15 protein-coding genes are annotated in these 19,552 nt (G+C 69.4%); 9 read left to right on the forward strand and 6 right to left on the reverse strand.

Going from position 1 to position 19,552, the window contains the following annotated elements:
* Nucleotides 1–114 precede the first annotated feature (114 nt).
* From ACWGDB_RS37640 to ACWGDB_RS37660, 5 genes are all read right to left on the reverse strand, one after another.
* Nucleotides 115–1,158 (reverse strand): ABC transporter ATP-binding protein, encoded by a 1,044-nt coding sequence (locus tag ACWGDB_RS37640; RefSeq protein WP_453826573.1) that lies wholly within the window; start codon nucleotides 1,156–1,158, stop codon nucleotides 115–117.
* A gap of 30 nt (nucleotides 1,159–1,188) precedes the next feature.
* A complete protein-coding gene (locus ACWGDB_RS37645; protein ID WP_383628141.1) occupies nucleotides 1,189–2,223 on the reverse strand; it encodes an ABC transporter ATP-binding protein in 1,035 nt (344 codons plus the stop codon).
* Between the two features lie 51 nt (nucleotides 2,224–2,274).
* Nucleotides 2,275–3,255, reverse strand: coding sequence for an ABC transporter permease (locus tag ACWGDB_RS37650; protein WP_363034853.1), 981 nt, complete (start codon nucleotides 3,253–3,255; stop codon nucleotides 2,275–2,277).
* A gap of 104 nt (nucleotides 3,256–3,359) precedes the next feature.
* Nucleotides 3,360–5,117 (reverse strand): ABC transporter substrate-binding protein, encoded by a 1,758-nt coding sequence (locus ACWGDB_RS37655; protein ID WP_453826574.1) that lies wholly within the window; start codon nucleotides 5,115–5,117, stop codon nucleotides 3,360–3,362.
* A gap of 80 nt (nucleotides 5,118–5,197) precedes the next feature.
* The gene (locus ACWGDB_RS37660; RefSeq protein ID WP_427840084.1) at nucleotides 5,198–6,226 is read right to left on the reverse strand and encodes an ABC transporter permease; all 1,029 of its coding nucleotides are present in this window, start codon (nucleotides 6,224–6,226) and stop codon (nucleotides 5,198–5,200) included.
* Nucleotides 6,227–6,762: 536 nt separating this feature from the next.
* On the opposite strand from ACWGDB_RS37660, the gene ACWGDB_RS37665 reads away from it, so the two are divergent.
* From ACWGDB_RS37665 to ACWGDB_RS37685, 5 genes are all read left to right on the forward strand, one after another.
* Nucleotides 6,763–8,385, forward strand: coding sequence for a peptide ABC transporter substrate-binding protein (locus tag ACWGDB_RS37665; protein ID WP_453826575.1), 1,623 nt, complete (start codon nucleotides 6,763–6,765; stop codon nucleotides 8,383–8,385).
* A 7-nt stretch (nucleotides 8,386–8,392) separates the two neighbouring features.
* Nucleotides 8,393–9,316 carry an ABC transporter permease gene (locus tag ACWGDB_RS37670; protein WP_453826576.1) on the forward strand — a complete coding sequence of 308 codons (924 nt, stop codon included), beginning with the start codon at nucleotides 8,393–8,395 and terminating at the stop codon, nucleotides 9,314–9,316.
* Entirely contained in the window at nucleotides 9,309–10,334 is a 1,026-nt protein-coding gene (locus ACWGDB_RS37675) for an ABC transporter permease (RefSeq protein WP_453826577.1), read from the forward strand. Before ACWGDB_RS37670 ends, ACWGDB_RS37675 begins: the two co-directional genes overlap by 8 nt.
* Nucleotides 10,335–10,960: 626 nt before the next feature.
* Nucleotides 10,961–11,935 carry an ABC transporter ATP-binding protein gene (locus tag ACWGDB_RS37680; RefSeq protein WP_453826578.1) on the forward strand — a complete coding sequence of 325 codons (975 nt, stop codon included), beginning with the start codon at nucleotides 10,961–10,963 and terminating at the stop codon, nucleotides 11,933–11,935.
* On the forward strand, nucleotides 11,928–12,953 hold the full coding sequence (locus ACWGDB_RS37685) for an ABC transporter ATP-binding protein (protein WP_453826579.1): 1,026 nt from the start codon (nucleotides 11,928–11,930) through the stop codon (nucleotides 12,951–12,953). Before ACWGDB_RS37680 ends, ACWGDB_RS37685 begins: the two co-directional genes overlap by 8 nt.
* Before the next feature lie 128 nt (nucleotides 12,954–13,081).
* On the opposite strand, the gene ACWGDB_RS37690 is transcribed toward ACWGDB_RS37685, so the two are convergent.
* A complete protein-coding gene (locus tag ACWGDB_RS37690) occupies nucleotides 13,082–15,196 on the reverse strand; it encodes a prolyl oligopeptidase family serine peptidase (protein ID WP_453826580.1) in 2,115 nt (704 codons plus the stop codon).
* 175 nt (nucleotides 15,197–15,371) lie between these two features.
* Here ACWGDB_RS37690 and ACWGDB_RS37695 point away from each other — a divergent pair, with 175 nt between their 5' ends.
* The 4 genes from ACWGDB_RS37695 (at nucleotide 15,372) to ACWGDB_RS37710 (ending at nucleotide 19,547) form a co-directional block, all read left to right on the forward strand.
* Nucleotides 15,372–15,566 (forward strand): hypothetical protein, encoded by a 195-nt coding sequence (locus tag ACWGDB_RS37695; protein ID WP_328423806.1) that lies wholly within the window; start codon nucleotides 15,372–15,374, stop codon nucleotides 15,564–15,566.
* Nucleotides 15,567–15,612: 46 nt separating this feature from the next.
* Nucleotides 15,613–16,494, forward strand: coding sequence for an N-acetyl-1-D-myo-inositol-2-amino-2-deoxy-alpha-D-glucopyranoside deacetylase (gene mshB, locus ACWGDB_RS37700; protein WP_453826581.1), 882 nt, complete (start codon nucleotides 15,613–15,615; stop codon nucleotides 16,492–16,494).
* The gene (locus tag ACWGDB_RS37705; protein ID WP_453826582.1) at nucleotides 16,491–16,892 is read left to right on the forward strand and encodes a DUF6113 family protein; all 402 of its coding nucleotides are present in this window, start codon (nucleotides 16,491–16,493) and stop codon (nucleotides 16,890–16,892) included. Before mshB ends, ACWGDB_RS37705 begins: the two co-directional genes overlap by 4 nt.
* 462 nt (nucleotides 16,893–17,354) lie before the next feature.
* Nucleotides 17,355–19,547: a hypothetical protein gene (locus tag ACWGDB_RS37710; protein WP_453826610.1), complete on the forward strand. Its 2,193-nt coding sequence runs from the start codon at nucleotides 17,355–17,357 to the stop codon at nucleotides 19,545–19,547.
* Nucleotides 19,548–19,552 lie beyond the last annotated feature (5 nt).

Genomic DNA, 19,552 nt, shown 5'->3' on the forward strand with positions numbered 1-19,552 from the left:
GCCCCATGGGGTGCGCACGGGCCCTCCTTCCCCTGGAACCGGACGCTCATGGGCTCGGGTCAATGGGCCGGTGAAAGTCCGTTCCGGGCACGGCGACTGACGAAAAGGGGTGTGTCAGACCGCCGGCTGGGGGTCCTTGGCGAGACGCGGCGCGGGGACCGCGTCGTCCGTCTCCGGGTAGTGGCACGCGGTCAGGTGGCCGGGCTTGTTGCCCTCGACCTGGACCAGCGGCGGGGCCTCGGTCGCGCACTTGTCCGTCGCCTTCCAGCAGCGGGTGCGGAAGCGGCAGCCGGAGGGCGGGTTGATGGGGGAGGGGACGTCGCCCTGGAGGCGGATGCGCTCGCGGGGGGTCTCCTCCACCGTCGCCTCGGGCACGGCGGACAGCAGCGCCCGGGTGTACGGGTGGCGCGGGTTCTCGTACAGGTCGTCGCGGTCGGCGATCTCGACGATCTTGCCGAGGTACATGACCGCGACGCGCTGCGAGAAGTGCCGTACGACGGCCAGGTCGTGGGCGATGAAGACGAAGGCGATGCCCAGTTCCTGCTGGACCTTCTGCAGCAGGTTGACGACCTGTGCCTGGATGGAGACGTCCAGCGCGGAGACCGGCTCGTCGGCCACGATCAGCTTCGGTTCGAGGGCCAGTGCCCGTGCCACGCCGATGCGCTGGCGCTGACCGCCGGAGAACTCGTGCGGGAAGCGGTTGTAGTGCTCGGGGTTCAGGCCGACGATCTCCAGCAGTTCGCGTACGCGCTTCTCGCGGCCGCCCGCCGGGTTGATGTCGTTGATCTCCATCGGGCCGGAGATGATCTTGCCGACCGTCTGGCGCGGGTTCAGGGACGCGTACGGGTCCTGGAAGATCATCTGGATCTCGGAACGGACCGGCGCGAGCTTCTTGCGGCCCGCGTGCGTGATGTCCTGGCCGCGGTAGGAGATCTTGCCGCCCGTCGGCTCCAGGAGCCGCGTGATCAGCCGTCCGGTCGTCGACTTGCCGCAGCCCGACTCGCCGACCAGACCGAGGGCCTCACCCTCGGCCACCTGGAAGTCGAGGCCGTCCACGGCCTTGACGGCCCCGACCGTGCGTTTGATCGGGAAGCCGCCCTTGATGGGGAAGTGCTTGGTCAGACCGCTGACGTCCAGGAGCGGTTGCGCGTTGCTCATGATGGTGAAGTCCCGTCTCGTGTACGTCAGTCAGTGCCGGGATCCGGCGAATTCGGCGAACAGATCCTTGCGCTCCTCCGGCGCCAGGTGGCAGGCGGAACCCCGGCCGTCCACCACGTCGAGGAGCGGCCGCTCGCTGGAGCACAGCCCGCCCGAGACCTTGTCGGTGAAGGCGCACCGCGGGTGGAAGCGGCAGCCGGTGGGCGGGTTCAGCAGTGACGGAGGCGCACCCGGGATCGGCGACAGCGGCACGTCGACCGGCCCGTCCAGGCTCGGCATGGAGCTGAGCAGACCCACGGTGTAGGGGTGCTGCGGGTCGCGCAGCACCTCCTCCTTGGTGCCCCGCTCCACGCACCGGCCGCCGTACATCACCAGCACGTCGTCCGCGATGTCGGCGATGACACCGAGGTCGTGCGTGATGAAGATGATCGCCGTGCCGAACTCCTGCTGCAGGTCCTTGAGCAGGTCCATGATCTGCGCCTGGACGGTCACGTCGAGCGCGGTGGTCGGCTCGTCCGCGATCAGCAGCTCGGGGTCGCAGACCAGCGCCATCGCGATCATCGCGCGCTGGCGCATACCGCCGGAGAACTGGTGCGGGTAGTCGTCCACCCGCATGTCCGGCTGCGGGATCCCGACCCGCCGCAGCATCTCGATCGCCCGCGCCCGGGCCTCCTTCTTGGAGGCGCCGGTGTGCTTGCGGTACGTCTCGCCGATCTGCGTCCCGATGGTGTGGTACGGCGACAGCGAGGCAAGCGCGTCCTGGAAGATCATGGACATCTTGTTGCCGCGCAGCCGCTCCAGCTCCCGCTCGGATGCGGTGAGCAGCTCCTTGCCGTCCAGCAGGATCTCGCCGTCGATCTTGGTGCGGAACGGGTCGTGCAGGCCCAGGATCGTCAGGTTGGTGACGGACTTGCCGGATCCCGACTCACCCACGATGCCGAGCGTCTGGCCCTTGGCAAGGTCGAAGGAGAGCCCGTCGACGGCCTTGACGATGCCGTCCTCGGTGGAGAAGTGGACTTGAAGGTCCTTGACGGAGAGGAAGGGCTGCTGATCGGTGCTCGTCACGGGGACGCTCCTGAGGGGGTGATGCGAGGGGTCGGGAGTGGGGGGCGGAGGTCAGGCGAGCCGGATCCGCGGGTCGATGAGGGCGTAGACGGCGTCCACGATGATGTTGGCGAAGACGATCGCGCCGGCCGCCAGCAGGGTCACACCCAGCAGCATCGGCAGGTCGCTCTGGTCCACGGACTTCACCGCGAGCCGGCCGACGCCCGGGAGGCTGAAGGTCGACTCGGTGATGATGGCACCGCCGATCAGCGTGCCCAGGTCGATGCCGAACACCGTGACGATGGGGCCCATCGCGCCGCGCCAGGCAAACCGGAAGAACACGTTCGACCGGGACAGACCCTTGGCCCGTGCCGTGCGGACGTAGTCCTCGCTGAGTTGCTCCACGAGCTGGGAGCGGGTCATACGCGTGTAGTTGGCAGTGAAGATGATCGCGAGGACCAGCCAGGGCAACAGCAGCCCGCCGAACCAGGCGGCCGGGTTCTCCGAGAGCGGGGTCCACTGCGGCTGGTCGAGCCACCCGAGCTGCGCGACGAAGAAGAACATCGCGATGTAGCCGACGAAGTAGATCTGGAGCGAGGAGCCGAGCAGCGAGGCGGAGCTGGCGAACTTGTCCAGGAACTTGCCCTGCTTGAGCGCCGCGAGCATGCCCGCGCCGATACCGAGGATCAGGAAGACGACGGCCGCGCCGAAGGCGAGCGACAGGGTCGTCGGCAGACGGTCCATGATCGTGTCGAAGACGGGCTCGCGGTTGGCGAAGGAGTACCCGAGGCAGGGTGCGTTGCAGAAGTCGTAGTTGGCGTAGTCGCGCCCGACGAAGACGCCGACGAGCCACAGCCAGTACTGCACCGGGATCGGCTTGTCGATGCCCAGGTTCTGCCGGATCTGCGCCAGGTTCTCGGGCGTGCAGTTCTTGCCGCAGGACATCATCGCGGGGTCACGCGGCACGGCGTAGAAGAGCCAGAAGGTGATGGCGCTGATGATCAACAGAATGACCAGCGCGCCGATGACTCGGCGGACAAGGAAGCGGAACATGAGGCGTGACTTTCCGGACGGGGCGCCGTCGCCGGGAGGAAGTAGAGGGGGGTGGGCCGCAGGGGCGGCCATGTGCAATGGCCGCCCCCAGGGGTCGTGCTCGCTTACTTCTTGGCGTAGAGCTTGGTGAGCGCGACGCAGGTGTTGCCGCCGTCCCAGACGACGTTGCCGACCTTGGAGCCGTGCAGGTAGTTCCGGATCTTGTGGTAGTCCGGGACGACCGCGGCCAGCTCCATGATCATCTTGTCGACGTTGCCCCAGGCCTTGTTGGCCTCCTCGACGTCCGCGATCCTGCCCGCGGCGTCGATGGCCTTGTTGACGCTCGGGTCGTCCAGCTGGGCGTAGTTGCTGCGGCCGTCGCCGATGTTCTTGCCGCTCCAGCACGGGTAGAACTGCGAGTAACCGCCCGGCCAGTCCGGGCTCCAGCCGGCGGCGAACAGGTCGAAGTCGTTGTCGATCTTGCCGATCTGGGTGTAGAACGTCGACTTGTCGACCTGCTTGTTGACGACCTGGAAGCCGGCCGCCTCCAGCGCGTTCTTGATGGCGACGGCGGTCTTCACCGCGGTGTCGGACTGCTGGTAGGCGATGACCAGCTTGTAGCCCTCCTTGCCGGCCTCCTTCAGCAGGGCCTTGGCCTTCGCGGGGTCGCCGCCCGGCTTCTTGTCGACGCCGTACAGGTCGAACTTGGTGTAACCGGGCGTCACCGGGGCGAAGATCGTGGTGGCGATCTCCTGGGACGCGGCGCCGCCGCCGATGGTCTGGAGCTGCTGGTGCGGCCAGGCGTGGTTGATGGCCTGACGGACCTTGAGGTCCTTGACCCGGGTCATGTTGATCGGCCAGTAGTAGGTGACCGTGTCGACCGCGGTGAGGACGCGCTTCTTCAGCTCGGGCTTGGTGAGGACCTGGGCGAGGCGCTCGGGGGCGACCTCGTTGAAGATCGGCACCGCGTACTGGTCGTTGCCCTGGTCCGCGATCCAGCGGTCGGTCGACGCGACCAGCTCGTAGCCCATCTGGAAGACGAACTTGTCCGGGTAGGCGTTGCGGATCGGGTCGGTCTTCGCGTCCCAGTGCTCGTTGCGCACGAAGGTCATCGACTTGCCGATGCTGCGGCTCTCGATCTTGTACGGACCGCAGGAGACCGGCTTCTTGTCGTACTTCTCCTTGGTGTCACCCTTCTTGGGCACCAGGGAGTAACCACGCATCGCGAGCGTGTAGTTGAAGTCGACGCGGGCTTCCTTGAGACGGAAGGTTATGGTCTTGCCGTCGATCTCGATGGAGTCGAGGCTCTTGCCGTCGTACGGGCCGTCGTACTTGTCGCCGCCCTCCAGGAACTCCTGGACGTAGATCGGGCCCTCGGTGATGAAGCTCGCGAAGAGGCGCTCGAAGGTGTGGCGGACGTCGTCCATGGAGAGGTCGGCGCCGTCCTCCCACTTGATGCCGTCCTTGATGGTGAAGGACCAGGTCTTGCCGCCGTCCTTCATCGTGCCGGCGTCGGTGGCGGCGTCGCCGACCAGGGTGGCCCCGCCCTTGTCGTCCAGCTTGTAGCCGGTCAGACCGCGCATGATCGGGACGGTGATGGCGCCCTCGGTCGAGACGTAGATCTGCGCCGGGTCCATGTGGTCCATGTCGAACTGCTGGAGCGAGTAGATCGTCCCGCCCGTCACCGCGCCCTTGACCTCGGGGGCCGGGCCGGTCGAGTCGGCCTTGGTGCCCACGGGGATCTCGGTGGTCTTGGAGCCGGTGACCTTCGGGGCCTGGTCCTGCGAGCCGCCCTCGCTGCCGCTGCTGCAGGCGCTCAGCACCGAGGTCGACGCCGCGGCCACGCCGGTGGCGATCAGGAAGTTTCTACGCGAGAAGGACATCGCATCCTGCCTTGAAGTGGGTTGATGAGAGAAGAATCCGGCACCCGGCGACTTCGCCGTGGTCCTGAAATGAGCCGGAGTCAGCGCTTGGACTTCGGGTCGAGTGCGTCACGCACCGAGTCACCGAGGAGGTTGAACGCGAGCACGAAGATCACCATGGACAGGCCCGGGAAGAGCATGAAGGTGAGGTCCTCCGTGTAGAACTGGGCGCCTCGCTGGATCATGACGCCCCAGTCCGGGGTCGGGTCGATCATGCCGACACCCAGGAAGGCGAGACCCGCCTCAGCGGTGACGAAGGCCGGGAGCATCAGCGTGGACTGGATGATGATCGGAGTCCACAGGTTGGGCAGCAGCTCCTTGAAGACGATACGCCGCGGTGACGCGCCCGTGACCTTGGCGGCCTCGACGAACTCCCGCTCGCGCAGGCCGAGTACCTGCCCGCGCAGCAGTCGGGCGATGGAGGCCCAGCCGAAGGCGGAGAGCACGATGATCAGGCCGGCGGCGCGCAGCCACGTGGGGATGTTCTCGTCGGGAGCGACGAAGAGTCCGTACACGACCGGCATGAAGGCGATGAAGAAGAGGGTGGACGGGAACGACAGCAGGATGTCGATGACCCGGCCCACGAAGTAGTCCGTCCTGCCGCCGAGGTAGCCCGCGGTGACGCCGATGACCACCCCGAGGATGACGGTGAGCAAGGTGGCCGCGACGGCGATGCCGAGCGAGGTGCGGATCGCGTAGAGCAGGAAGGTGAAGACGTCTCGCCCGAGCTGCGGCTCCACGCCGAACCAGAAGTCCGAGCTGATACCGCCGTTCGGACCCGCCGGGTACGCGAAGGCGTTCAGCAGCTCAGGCTGCTGGCTCGCGTACGTCGTGTACGGATCCTTCCCGTACAGCTTCGCAATGAGCGGAGCGGCGAGCGCGATCACGAAGAAGAAGATCACGATGTACGCCGATATGACGCCCGTGTGGTCCCGCTTGAAGCGAGTCCACGCCAGCCGTCCCGGCGAGCGGCTTTCGTTGCCCTTAGGGGTGGAGGGCGAAGGCGACTTGTCGATGCTTTCGTCAGTCGCCTCAAGCGGGGCAGCCGCGGATGGAGTTGGGGGGGTCATGGTGCTCCTGGCCCAAGGGAGGGTCTGATGACTCCGCAGGGCACGCTCCCCTACGGGCTACGCCGGACTTTTTCAACGCAATTCATTCAAGGTCAATAAATTCTCGGCCGACTTGGTTGTCTCTTTACGTTCTTTACCCTGTCTTGACCATTCCGTAGCTACGCGGGTAGCGCAACGTGATTGAGTTGTGCCTTGACTCGGACTAACTGGACCAATCGGGCAACGAGTTCGATATGCGGACGCTCCTGTATCGAAATGTGTACATCCAGCGGTCGTAATCCAACGGTTCGGCATCGGATGGTGGAGATCCATTGCGTCATACATCGAAGATCCATTGGGCCGGATGAGAGAAGTCCGTTTCGTCGCCCGCACGGACGTCGTGCGGGCGTTGCGCGGCCCCTGCGGACGCCCCGTGGGTGCGGCCCGAGCTCCGGCATTCGGACGGTCTGTTGCTCCATTGGCCGGAGTCCATGTGCGATATGCGCCTTTTCGCTCGATATTGGCCCGTAACGGATCAGTACCAGAGGAGGCACTCCATGCGTGGAGCCACATTCGCCGGACGGGCCGCATGTGCGATGGCGGTCGCGCTCGTGGCGACGGCCTGTGGAGGCGGGGGTGACAGCGGAGCCGGCGGCGAGGTGCTGAGCTCGTCGTGGACCGATCCGCAGAACCCGCTGGAGCCGGCCAACACCAATGAGGTGCAGGGCGGCAAGGTGCTCTCCATGATCTTCCGGGGCCTGAAGCAGTACAACCCGAAGACCGGCGAGGCCGAGGACATGCTCGCCGAGCGGATCGAGACCACCGACTCGCGCACCTACACGATCACCGTCAAGGACGGCTGGACCTTCAGCGACGGCGAGCAGGTCACCGCCAAGTCCTTCGTGGACGCCTGGAACTACGGGGCGAGCCTGAAGAACAACCAGAAGAACGCCTACTTCTTCAGCTACATCGACGGCTACGACAAGGTCCATCCCGCCGAGGGCGAGCAGAGCGCCGACACCATGTCCGGGCTGAAGGTGGTCGACGACAGGACGTTCACGGTCCGGCTCAGCCAGAAGTTCTCCGGCTTCCCCGACACCCTCGGCTACAACGCCTTCGTCCCGCTGCCGCGCGCCTTCTACGACGACCACGCCGGCTGGCTCGCCAAGCCGGTCGGCAACGGCCCGTACACCGTGGCGTCGTACACCAAGGGCTCCGAGATGAGCCTCGCGAGATGGGACGCGTACCCGGGTCCGGACGCGGCCCTGAACGGCGGCGTCACCCTCAAGGTCTATACGGACAACAACACGGCCTACACCGACCTGATGGCCGGCAACCTCGACCTCGTCGACGACGTGCCGGCCCAGCAGCTGACGAACGTCCGCGGTGACCTCGGCGACCGCTACCTCAACACCCCGGCCGGCATCATCCAGACCCTGGCTTTCCCGCACTACGACAAGGACTGGAACAAGGCCGGCTCGGTCAAGGTCCGCAAGGGGCTGTCCCGGGCGATCGACCGTGAGCAGATCACCAGGACCATCTTCCAGGGGACCCGCACGCCCGCGACCGACTGGACCTCACCCGTCCTGGGCGCCGAGGGCGGCTACAAGGAGGGGCTGTGCGGTGAGTGGTGCCAGTACGACGCGGTCGCGGCGAAGAAGCTGATCGAGGAGGGCGGCGGGCTGCCCGGCGGGCAGGTGAAGATCACCTACAACGCGGACACCGGCTCCCACAAGCTGTGGGTGGACGCCGTCTGCAACTCCATCAACAACGCCCTGGGCAACGACCGGGCCTGCGTCGGCAACCCGATCGGCACCTTCGCCGACTTCCGCAGCAAGAGCACGACCCAGAAGCTCTCCGGCCCCTTCCGGGCGGGGTGGCAGATGGACTACCCGCTCACCCAGAACTTCCTCCAGCCGCTCTACTACACCAACGCCTCCTCCAACGACGGCAAGTGGTCCAACGAGGAGTTCGACAAGCTCGTCGACGCGGCGAACGCCGAGACCGACCCCGCGCGGGCCGTGGAGATGTTCCAGAAGGCCGAGGCGGTCGTCCGGGACAACATGGCGGCCATTCCGCTCTGGTACCAGAACGGCAGCGCCGGCTGGTCGCAGCGGCTGTCCAACGTGGCCCTCAACCCGTTCAGCGTCCCCGTCTACAACGAGATCAAGGTCGGCTGAGTCCGTCATGGGGCGGTACGTCGTCCGGCGCCTGGTGCAGATGGTCCCGGTGTTCATCGGGGCCACCCTGCTGATCTTCCTCATGGTCAACGTGATGGGCGACCCCGTCGCGGGCCTGTGCGGCGACCGGCAGTGCGACGCGGCGACGGCGGCTCAGCTCAGGAAGGAGTTCGGCCTCGACAAGTCCGTGTGGCAGCAGTACCTGACCTATATGGGGAACGTCTTCACCGGAGACTTCGGTACGGCGTTCAACGGCCAGGAAGTCACCGAGCTGATGTCGACGGCCTTCCCGGTCACCTTCCGGCTCACGATCGTCGCGATCCTCTTCGAGGTCCTCATCGGCGTCACGCTGGGCGTCGTCACCGGCCTGCGGCGGGGCCGCCCCGTCGACTCCGGCGTCCTGCTCCTGACCCTCGTCGTGATCTCCGTCCCCACCTTCGTCACCGGTCTGCTGCTCCAGCTGCTGCTCGGGGTGGAGTGGGGCTGGATCCGCCCGTCGGTCTCCGCGCAGGCCCCCTTCGGCGAGCTGCTGATTCCGGGCCTCGTCCTCGCCTCGGTCTCCCTCGCGTACGTGACCCGGCTGACCCGCACCTCGATCGCCGAGAACCGGCGCTCCGACTACGTCCGTACGGCGATCGCCAAGGGCTTGCCGAGGCACCGAGTGGTCACCCGGCATCTGCTCCGCAACTCGCTCATCCCCGTCGTCACCTTCATCGGCGCCGACATCGGCTTCCTCATGGGCGGCGCGATCGTCACCGAGCGGATCTTCAACATCCACGGCGTCGGCTATCAGCTCTACCAGGGCATCCTGCGCCAGAACACGCAGACCGTCGTCGGCTTCGTGACGGTCCTCGTCCTCGTCTTCCTCGTCTGCAACCTGGTCGTCGACCTGCTGTACGCCGTACTCGACCCGAGGATCCGCTATGCCTGAGCAGCCGTTCCAGTCCGAGGGGGCGATCGCCGGCAGCGGCGCGGGCGGTGCGATGGAGCTGGCCGCGGGCGAGGCGCAGACGCTGGAGCCGCCGCCGGTCGGGCCGGCACCGCGAGGTCCGCAGGGCACGGGACCGCCGGCGCCCGACCCATCGGCGGCCTCGGCGGACGAACGTCCGCGCAGCCTCTGGTCCGACGCCCGGCAGGACCTGTTCCGCAACCCCGTCTTCATCGTCTCGGGCCTGATCATTCTCTTCCTGCTCTTCATCTCCCTGTGGCCCTCGGCGATCGCCTCCGGCAGCCCCCTCACGTGCGACCTCGCCAAGGCCCAGCAGGGTTCCGCGCCCGGCCATCCCTTCGGCTACGACGGCCAGGGCTGCGACGTCTACACGCGCACGGTCTACGGCGCCCGTACGTCCGTCGCGGTGGGCGTCTGCGCCACGCTCGGGGTCGCGGTCCTCGGCTCGGTGCTCGGGGCGCTGGCCGGCTTCTTCGGCGGCCTGTGGGACTCGTTCCTCTCCCGCGTCACCGACGTCTTCTTCGCCATCCCGGTGATCCTCGGGGGCCTGGTCCTGCTGTCCGTGGTCACCGGCAACTCCATCTGGCCGGTCATCGGCTTCATCGTGCTGCTCGGCTGGCCGCAGATCTCCCGCATCGCGCGCGGCGCCGTCATCACCGCCAAACAGCACGACTACGTCCAGGCCGCCCGCGCCCTCGGCGCCTCCAACTCCCGCATCCTCCTGCGCCACATCGCGCCCAACGCCATCGCCCCGGTGATCGTGGTCGCGACCATCGCCCTGGGCACGTACATCGCCCTGGAGGCGACCCTGTCCTACCTGGGCGTCGGCCTGAAGCCCCCCAGCGTCTCCTGGGGCATCGACATCTCGGCCGCCTCCCCCTACATCCGCAACGCCCCCCACGCCCTCCTGTGGCCCTCCGGTGCCCTCGCCATCACGGTCCTGGCCTTCATCATGCTGGGCGACGCAGTCCGCGACGCCCTCGATCCGAAGCTGAGGTGAGGGCGCGGTGGCGGTTGCGATCAGGGAAGCTCCGGGGCGGTTCGCGCCCTCGCGCGTGGGCGTGGGGCACGGCCTGGGCGCCCACCTTCGTCCCTCGGACACGGCCCGCCGGTCCCGGCGGCCTTGCGAGCTGCGGCGGGCTCGGGTCCGGGAGGGCGACACGGAGTCGGCCTGCGGCCCGCCCGGGGTGGTGATGCCGATCGCGCTCGTCCGGTGGCGGCGGGGGAGCCGACCCCGCGGGGCACTTGCTGTCTCAGGACGCCCGCCGGTGCGTCACCTCCTCTCGGGTGCCGGGTGGTCGCGGCCCCGGTCGTCGTCATGCCCGGCGTCGCTGTGTGCGACGCCCTCGGAGAAAGACGCGGAGTCGACCCGCCGGGTGCGGGGCGCTGGTACCGACCGCGCGGCGCACGGCGGCGGGCAGGTGGTCCTGTGGCGGTGCCCGCAGTCCCAGGGCGCCTGCCGGACGCCACGTCCTCTCGGGCGTCTGGTGGTCGCCGTCGTGCTCGGGGTCGCGGTGTGCGACGCCCTCAGGATCTGTCCGGGCCCCCGCCCCGGGACGCCTCCCAAGCGCCATCCGCGGCGAAGCCACCCACACCCCCCATCCGAAAGTGAGGTGAGCCGGCGGCATGCTGCTCGAAGTGCGTGATCTGCACGTGGAGTTCCGGACGCGGGACGGGGTTGCCAAGGCGGTCAACGGGGTGAGTTACGGCGTGGACGCGGGGGAGACGCTTGCCGTGCTCGGGGAGTCCGGGTCCGGGAAGTCGGTGACCGCGCAGGCGGTGATGGGGATTCTGGACACGCCGCCCGGGAGGATCACCGGGGGCGAGATCCTCTTCCAGGGGCGGGACCTGCTGAAGCTGAAGGATGAGCAGCGGCGCACAGTCCGCGGCGCCGAGATGGCGATGATCTTCCAGGACGCCCTGTCGTCGCTGAACCCCGTGCTGACCGTCGGCGACCAGCTCGGCGAGATGTTCGTGGTGCACCGCGGCATGTCGAGGAAGGACGCGCGGGCGAAGGCCGTGGAGCTGATGGACCGGGTGCGCATCCCGGCCGCGCGCGAGCGCGTCAAGCAGTACCCGCACCAGTTCTCCGGCGGTATGCGCCAGCGCATCATGATCGCGATGGCCCTCGCCCTCGAACCCGCGCTCATCATCGCCGACGAGCCCACCACCGCCCTCGACGTCACCGTCCAGGCCCAGGTCATGGATCTGCTGGCGGAGCTCCAGCGCGAGTACCGCATGGGCCTGATCCTCATCACCCACGACCTCGGCGTCGTCGCGGACGTCGCGGACCGGATCGCCGTGATGTACGCGGGCCGCATCGTGGAGTCGGCACCCGTGCACGACATCTACAAGGCGCCCGGCCACCCGTACACCAGGGGCCTGCTGGAGTCGATCCCGCGCCTGGACCAGAAGGGCCAGGAGCTCTACGCCATCAAGGGCCTGCCCCCCAACCTCATGAACATCCCGCAGGGCTGCGCCTTCAACCCCCGCTGTCCCATGGCCCGCGACATGTGCCGCACCGACGTGCCCGAGCTGTACGAGGTCTCCGAGGTACGGGGCAGCGCGTGCCACTTCTGGAGGGAGTGCCTGGATGGCTGAGGCGATTCTGGAGGTCACCGGGCTCGTCAAGCACTACCCGCTCACCCGGGGCATCCTCTTCAGGAAACAGGTCGGCGCGGTCAAGGCCGTCGACGGCGTCGACTTCACCCTCCACCGCGGTGAAACCCTCGGCATCGTAGGCGAGTCCGGCTGCGGCAAGTCCACGGTCGCCAGGATGCTGGTCAACCTGGAACGGCCGACGGCCGGTTCGATCAAGTACAAGGGCGAGGACATCACCGGACTGTCCGGCCGCGCCCTCAAGGCCGTACGCCGCAACATCCAGATGGTCTTCCAGGACCCGTACACCTCCCTCAACCCCCGCATGACGGTGGGCGACATCATCGGAGAGCCGTACGACATCCACCCCGAGGTCGCCCCGAAGGGTGACCGCCGCCGCCGGGTGCGGGACCTGCTGGACGTGGTCGGCCTCAACCCCGAGCACATCAACCGCTACCCGCACCAGTTCTCCGGCGGCCAGCGCCAACGCATCGGCATCGCACGGGGGCTGGCGCTGCGCCCGGAGGTCATCGTCGCCGACGAACCCGTCTCCGCGCTCGACGTCTCGGTCCAGGCCCAGGTCATCAACCTGATGGACCGCCTGCAGAACGAGTTCGACCTGTCCTGCGTCTTCATCGCCCACGACCTGTCGATCGTCCGGCACATCTCCGACCGCGTCGGGGTGATGTACCTCGGACGGATCGTGGAGATCGGCCGGGACGCCGAGATCTACGACCACCCCACGCACCCGTACACCCAGGCGCTGCTCTCCGCGGTCCCGGTCCCCGACCCGGAGGCCCGTGAACACCGCGCGCGCATCATCCTCGCGGGCGACGTCCCGTCCCCGACGAACGTCCCCTCCGGCTGCCGCTTCCGCACCCGCTGCTGGAAGGCGGAGGAACGCTGCGCCGAGCAGGTGCCGGCGCTCGCGGTGCCGTCCGGGCTGCGGGACCCGGGCGGTCCCGAGGCGCACGACTCGGCGTGCCATTTCGCGGCGGCGCAAGGCAACGGGCCGGGGTGACATGGCGCACCCCGGCCCGCTTACGGCACCCGCACGGCCGTACGCTGTTCAGCCTCCACCGTCCGTATATCGGTGCCGCTTCGGTGAAGTTGCCTGCGTGTTAACGCAGTTCGAGCGCTTTTGAACCGCTATGCCAGCGACCGCTGCAGGAAGTCCAGCTGAAGCAGCAGCAGGTTCTCCGCGACCGCTTCCTGCGGGGTCATGTGTGTGACGCCGGACAGCGGCAGCACCTCGTGCGGACGGCCCGCGGCGAGCAGGGCCGAGGACAGGCGCAGGGAGTGGGCGACCACGACGTTGTCGTCCGCGAGGCCGTGGACGATCATCATCGGGCGGTGCGGTTCGGCCGCGTCCACCAGGCCCGCGTCGTCGATCAGCGAGTTGCGGCGGTAGACCTCCGGCTGCTCGTCGGGATGGCCGACGTACCGCTCCTGGTAGTGGGTGTCGTACAGGCGCAGATCGGTGACCGGTGCGCCGACCACCGCCGCGTGGAAGACGTCCGGGCGGCGCAGCGCGGCGAGCCCCGCCAGGTAACCGCCGAAGGACCAGCCCCGGATGGCCACACGGGTCAGATCGAGCGGGAACCGCTCGGCGAGCGCGTGCAGGGCGTCGACCTGGTCCTGCACCACGATCGCCGCGATGTCGTCCTTGACGGCCTTCTCCCACGCGGGCGAGCGCCCCGGCGTGCCGCGCCCGTCCGCGACGATCACCGCGAACCCCTGGTCGGCGAACCATTGCGAGGTGAGGTGCGCATTGTGCGCGGCGACCACCCGGGAGGCGTGCGGACCACCGTAGGGATCCAGCAAGACCGGCAGCGGGGTGTCACCGGCGTAGTCCCGAGGCATGAGCACGGCGCACGGGATGCTGCGTGCGCCCCCTTCGGTGAGGGTCACGCGCGGGGACAAACCAGGATCTTCGGCATGCGACCGGACCGTCGCCATCGGCTTCCCGTCCCGCAGCACCTGGACCTGAGCCCCGGGCCGGTCAAGGGTGTGGGAGGCCAACACCGTCACGCCCCCGGCGCGCACCGCCGAGTGCACGCCCGGCTCCTGTGAAACGCGCTCCACGCCGAGCTCGTTCACCCGGTACACGTGCACTTCGCCGACCTCCGGAGCGGCCGCTGCCTCGCCCGCCGACGCCGAGATCAGCACGTCGTCGGACGTGACGTCCAGTACCGCGCGGACGTGCAACTGCGGTCCGGTCAGCGGCCGTTCGCCCACCGTGAGCACGCGTGCGCCGCCCTCGTCGGCGATGCGCACGAGATGCCCGGCGGGGCTCCAGCAGGGGACCCCAGGGAAAAGATCCAGCCATTGTGGATCTTCGTCCGCGTGCACCATCCGGGTCGCCCCCGTCGCCGGGTCCACGGCCAGGAACAGCTGGCTGCGCTGGTCGCGCGCCTGTACGAGCAGCAGCGGTGCACCCGCCGCTGACCAGTGCACTCGCGCCAGATACGGGTACCGCGCCCGGTCCCAGGAGACCTCTGTACGCACCCCGTCCAGGCCGATCACGAACAGCCGCACGTCCGCGTTCGGTGTTCCCGCCGCCGGATACGCCACTCGCTGCGGCTCGCGCTCCGGACGTGCCGGATCGGAGATCCACCACCGGCGCACCGGCGTGTCGTCCGCCCGCGCCACCAGCAGCAGGTCCGACTCCGGACCCCACCAAAAGCCCCGGTAGCGCCCCATCTCCTCGGCGGCGATGAACTCCGCCAGGCCGTAGGTCACCCCGTCCGACTCCGGCTCGGCGAGCGCACGGTCGCCCTCGCCCTCGGCGCCCACCACTCGCAGGGCGCCCTGCGTGACGTACGCGATGTGCCGCCCGTCGGGGGAGGGGCGCGGGTCGATCACCGGCCCGGGGACCGGGAGTTCACGTGCCGTACCGGCCCGCAGTTCGGCCGTGAAAAGCCGCCCTGACAAGGCAAAGGACGCCAACTCCACGGCCGCGTCGGTGGCGTGGGAGACGATGCCGGCGCCGCCCTCCCGGCTGCGCTCGCGGCGTGCCCGCTCCTCGGGCGAGAGGTCCTCCGAGGCGCCGCCCAGGAGGGCGCGCGGGTCGGCCGCCACGCGCTCCCCGCCGTCCGCCGTGTCGAGCACCCACAGCGAACTCGCCGGATCCGTACCGGAGGTGGAGCGCAGGAACACGACACGGGAACCGTCGGGCGCCACCGTGAATGCGCGCGGTGCGCCGAAGGTGAACCTCTGGGTGCGGGCGTGCCGTCGGGGGAAGGACACAGGCTTGGTCGTCATGCCCCGACCATATTGGCCAGTGCGCCCCCTTGTGCGGCTGTGCGCCGATCGATGCGCACGGACGGATAGTTATGATCACAAGCGCATAGTGGGTATGAACCTGCTGGCTGCTGCATGGATTTATCTGCCCCCATAGTCCGACCCCCGCGCCTGGGATTCTTGGAGGTGAGCCGCCGTGGCACTCTCGATTTCGGCGGTGGTGCTGCTGGCGATCGTCGTCTTCCTGCTGGTCAAGAAATCAGGGCTGAAGGCGGGCCATGCCGTGGTCTGCATGCTGCTCGGCTTCTACCTGGCGTCCTCGACCGTCGCTCCCACCATCAGCGAGCTGACGACGAACATCGCGGGCATGATCGGCAGCATCAAGTTCTGAGCCGTGCCGGGCAGCGCTGTCGGTGTCGCCTCGTAGGGTGGGGCCCATGACGGAACTGCCCGACCGGCGTCTGCTCCTGGTGCACGCGCACCCGGACGACGAGTCGATCAACAACGGCGCGACGATGGCCAAGTACGCGGCCGAGGGTGCCCGGGTGACCCTGGTCACCTGCACACTCGGCGAACACGGCGAGGTCATTCCCCCCGGGCTGCGCCATCTCACCGGAGCCGAGCTCGGCGAACACCGCCTGGCCGAGCTCACGGCCGCGATGCGCGAGCTCGGCGTCGAGGACTTCCGTCTCCTCGGCGGCAGGGGCCGTTTCGAGGACTCGGGGATGATGGGCATCGCCGACAACGACGACCCCGCGAGCCTGTGGCAGGCGGACGTCGACGAGGCGGCCCGGGAGCTCGTCGAGGTCATCCTGGAGGTACGCCCCCAGGTCCTCGTCACCTACGACCCCGACGGCGGCTACGGCCACCCCGACCACATCCAGGCCCACCGCGTCGCCATGCGCGGGGCCGAGCTGGCCGCGGACGCCGGGTGGCGGATCCCCAAGATCTACTGGAACCGCGTCCCGCGCACGGTCGCCGAGGAGGCCTTCGCCCGACTTCAGGCGGACCTGCCCGGATTGCCCTTCGCCAAGGCCGCCACCGTCGGCGACGTGCCGGGTGTCGTGGACGACGAGCGGATCACCACCGTGATCGACGGCACCGCCCACGCCCCCGCCAAGGCCGCCGCGATGCGGGCGCACGCCACGCAGATCGACGTGGCCGAGCCGTACTTCGCGCTCTCCAACGAACTCGCGCAGCCCCTCTTCGCGACCGAGTACTACGAGTTGGTGCGCGGGGAGCAGGCATCGCGGACGGAGTCCGATCTGTTCGCCGGTGTCGCCGGTATCGCCGGTATCGCCGCCGAGGAGGCGTCATGAGCTCGATGCTCGCCCAGCCGCTGAAGCGGCCCTCCGCCCTGCGGGTCCTCGCTCATGTCGGGCTCTTCGTGCTCGGCGCGGTCGTCGGTGTGGCCGGGGCGCTGGTGCAGCCCGCATGGTTCCCGGGCGGCCTGCTGCTCGCACTCGCGGGCGAGGCCGGGCTCTGCCTGGGTGCCGCCCGCGCGATGGGCAGCCGGGCCGCGGCCGTCGCGCCCGCCGGTGGCTGGACGATCACCGTCATCCTGCTCACCGCCAGCCGCCCCGAAGGCGACTTCGTCTTCGGCACAGGCGCCGCCTCCTACCTCTTCCTGCTCGGCGGCATGGCCGTGGCTGTGATCTGCGCCACCCTCGCGCCTGTGCGGCAACCGGGGGGCGACGCCGTCCGACTTGGCAATTGACGTACTACTTCGCCATGCCGCTCTCGTGCGAGTCCCGTGTGGGTTTCCAAGGCGGTCGTGGGATACGCGCCAGAAGTGGCCAGTATGGTGGTGCGCGCCGCCGAGCCGCCCGAAGCAGTGAGGTATGGGCGGCGGAGCCAACCGGGAGAACCTGCCTTGAGTCGTGAAACTGACACTCCGTCCTCCGGACCCAACGGGCGCGGCGGAGCCGCATACCCCTCGGGCACGCCGCCGTACGGGACCCCCATGGCTTCCGACAGCGGTGCGGACGCGGGCCGTTCGGCCGCGCAGCCGGAGGAACGCAAGACCGAGACCACGCTGACGACGCGGATCCGGATCAATATCCCCGGATCCCGGCCCATTCCGCCGGTCGTCGTGCGCAAGCCCGTGGCGGACGCCGAGAGCTCCGGCCCCGTCGACAACGCGGACGCCGAGACGTCGAAGCCGTCCGCCGCCACCGCCATGTCCACGGGCACCGTCGAGCCCCCGGCCCCGCCCGCTGGGCAGGCGGAGGAGAAGACGAGCGACTGGTTCGCGCCCCGCAAGTCCTCGGGGGGCAAGGGCGGTCAGGGCGGCACGTCCACCAACGGTGCGGGCCTGCCCGGCGGTTCGGGCCCCGGCGCGGGCGGTCCCGCCGGCCCGGGCGCCGGTGCCGGGCGGCCCGGTGGGGTCGTCGGCTCGATGAGCGTGCCGGGCGGTTCGCGCCCCGGCGGTGCGAGCGGCTCCGGGCTCCCCGGTGCGACCGGCGGTCCCGTGGCTCCGGGGCACGGCGGCGGCACCGGTTCCTTCGACGTGACCGAGGCGCTGGCGGCGGGCCCGCTGGGAGGCGGCAACGGCGCGCGCCCCGGCGGCGAGGCGCGCCGCGACGACCTGCCCTACTTCGCGGAGAACGGCGGCGGAGGCCAGGACGGTCAGGGCGCCCCGAACGGCTACGGCGGCCAGGGCGGCCCGACCGGCCCGGGCGGATACGGCGCCCAGGGCGGGCCGGGCGGCTTCGACCCGGCCGCCGACTTCAACGCCCCGAACAGCTTCGACGCCTCCGGCGACTTCGGCGGCCCGAGCGACTTCAACGGCTCGAACGGCCGCGGCGGCCAGGGTGGCCCGCACGGACCCGCGGGCCCGACGACCGGTCCGGTCACCGGCGACGGCCCCGCGGTGCCGCCGGTCACGGGCGGCGGACTCGGCGGCCCCGGTGCTGCCGGTCTTCCCGGCGGTCCGGGCGGTTCCGGTATTTCCGCCGGTCCGGGCGGCCCGAGCGGCCCGGCCGGTGCCGGTATCTCCGCGGGCCCGGGTCGGCCCGGCGGGCCAAGTGGCCCCGGCGGTCCCGGCAGTGGCCGTGGCGGTCCCTCCGGTCCCGGTGGTCCTCCCGGACCTGCGGGCCCGGGTGGTTCGAGCGGCCCCGGCATCTCCGCCGGACCCGGTGGCCCCGGCGCCTCCCCGCACGTCCCGGGCCGCGGCCCCGGCGGTGCGATGAGCGACGACACCGCGATCCTCACCCCGCAGAAGCCGGCCCCCGAGCCCGGCAACCCGCACTACGGCGTCGCCGACAACGTCTCCGGCCACACCGTCACCAGCGGCATCCCCGTCGTCCCCTCCGGAGCCCAGAGCGGGCCGTTCGGGCCGGGCGGCCCCGACGCGCCCGGGCCGCACACGCCCCCGAAGCTGCCGGAACCCGCCACTTCGCAGACTCCGGCGTCCCGCGCGCCCAAAAAGAAGGGCCGCAGCAAGCGGGCCCTGATCGGCGGCGGCGTGATCGTCCTCGCCGGTGGCGTCTACGGCGCCGGCCTGCTGATGGCCCACTCCGACGTGCCCAAGGGCACCACCGTGCTTGGCGTCGACATCGGCGGCGGCACCCGCGACGAGGCGCTGAAGAAGCTCAACGACGCCTTCGACAAGCAGGTCAACAAGCCGCTGAAGCTGTCGGTGGGCGGCAAGACCGTCACGCTGGAGCCGGACAAGGCCGGGCTGCAGTTCGACATGCAGCAGACGGTCAGCACGGCCGCGACCAGTGACTACAACCCGGTCTCGGTCATCGGCTCCCTCTTCGGCAACCACCGGGTCGTCGACCCGGTCATGCCCACCGACGAGGAGAAGCTGCAGGCGGCCCTGCAGGACGTCTCCGGCGGTTCCGGCTCGGTGACCGAGGGCACGGTCAAGTTCGATTCCGGCAAGGCCGTCGCCGTCTACGGCAAGGCGGGCAAGGGCATCGACGTCGCCAAGTCCACCGCGGCGGTCCAGGAGGCCTACCGCACCCAGGTGGAGACCGGTGCGTCCCCCGCTGTGCAGGTCGCCACGACCACTCAGCAGCCGAAGATCGCGAACGCCGAGGTCGACCGGTTCATGAAGGAGTTCGCCGAACCGGCGATGGCCACCAAGGTCACGGTCCAGACGGACGCCGCGCACAGCATCCCGTTCGGCTCCCTGTCACTGCCGAAGATCCTCGGAGTCAAGGCCGTCGACGGCAAGCTCGTGGACACGTACGACCTCAAGGCGCTCAAGGAGGCGTACGGCGCCACCTTCGACGGCGTGCAGATCAACGGCGCGAGCGGCAAGCGCGACGTCCTTCCGCAGGATGTCGCCTCCGCACTGCGCAAGGCGCTGCGCGGCAAGACGGCGGCGGAGCGCACCGTCACCATCGACACCAACCCGAGTTAGCGCAG

Source organism: Streptomyces sp. NPDC055013, from assembly GCF_053608645.1.

Excerpts from the sequence above, each read along its gene's own strand:
- ACWGDB_RS37690 (WP_453826580.1), bottom strand. The coding sequence starts at position 15,196 with ATGACGACCAAGCCTGTGTCCTTCCCCCGACGGCACGCCCGCACCCAG.
- ACWGDB_RS37650 (WP_363034853.1), bottom strand. The coding sequence starts at position 3,255 with ATGTTCCGCTTCCTTGTCCGCCGAGTCATCGGCGCGCTGGTCATTCTG.
- ACWGDB_RS37655 (WP_453826574.1), bottom strand. The coding sequence starts at position 5,117 with ATGTCCTTCTCGCGTAGAAACTTCCTGATCGCCACCGGCGTGGCCGCG.
- ACWGDB_RS37710 (WP_453826610.1), top strand. The coding sequence starts at position 17,355 with ATGTCCACGGGCACCGTCGAGCCCCCGGCCCCGCCCGCTGGGCAGGCG.
- ACWGDB_RS37675 (WP_453826577.1), top strand. The coding sequence starts at position 9,309 with ATGCCTGAGCAGCCGTTCCAGTCCGAGGGGGCGATCGCCGGCAGCGGC.
- ACWGDB_RS37685 (WP_453826579.1), top strand. The coding sequence starts at position 11,928 with ATGGCTGAGGCGATTCTGGAGGTCACCGGGCTCGTCAAGCACTACCCG.
- ACWGDB_RS37680 (WP_453826578.1), top strand. The coding sequence starts at position 10,961 with ATGCTGCTCGAAGTGCGTGATCTGCACGTGGAGTTCCGGACGCGGGAC.
- ACWGDB_RS37670 (WP_453826576.1), top strand. The coding sequence starts at position 8,393 with ATGGGGCGGTACGTCGTCCGGCGCCTGGTGCAGATGGTCCCGGTGTTC.
- ACWGDB_RS37660 (WP_427840084.1), bottom strand. The coding sequence starts at position 6,226 with ATGACCCCCCCAACTCCATCCGCGGCTGCCCCGCTTGAGGCGACTGAC.
- ACWGDB_RS37665 (WP_453826575.1), top strand. The coding sequence starts at position 6,763 with ATGCGTGGAGCCACATTCGCCGGACGGGCCGCATGTGCGATGGCGGTC.
- mshB (WP_453826581.1), top strand. The coding sequence starts at position 15,613 with ATGACGGAACTGCCCGACCGGCGTCTGCTCCTGGTGCACGCGCACCCG.
- ACWGDB_RS37705 (WP_453826582.1), top strand. The coding sequence starts at position 16,491 with ATGAGCTCGATGCTCGCCCAGCCGCTGAAGCGGCCCTCCGCCCTGCGG.
- ACWGDB_RS37640 (WP_453826573.1), bottom strand. The coding sequence starts at position 1,158 with ATGAGCAACGCGCAACCGCTCCTGGACGTCAGCGGTCTGACCAAGCAC.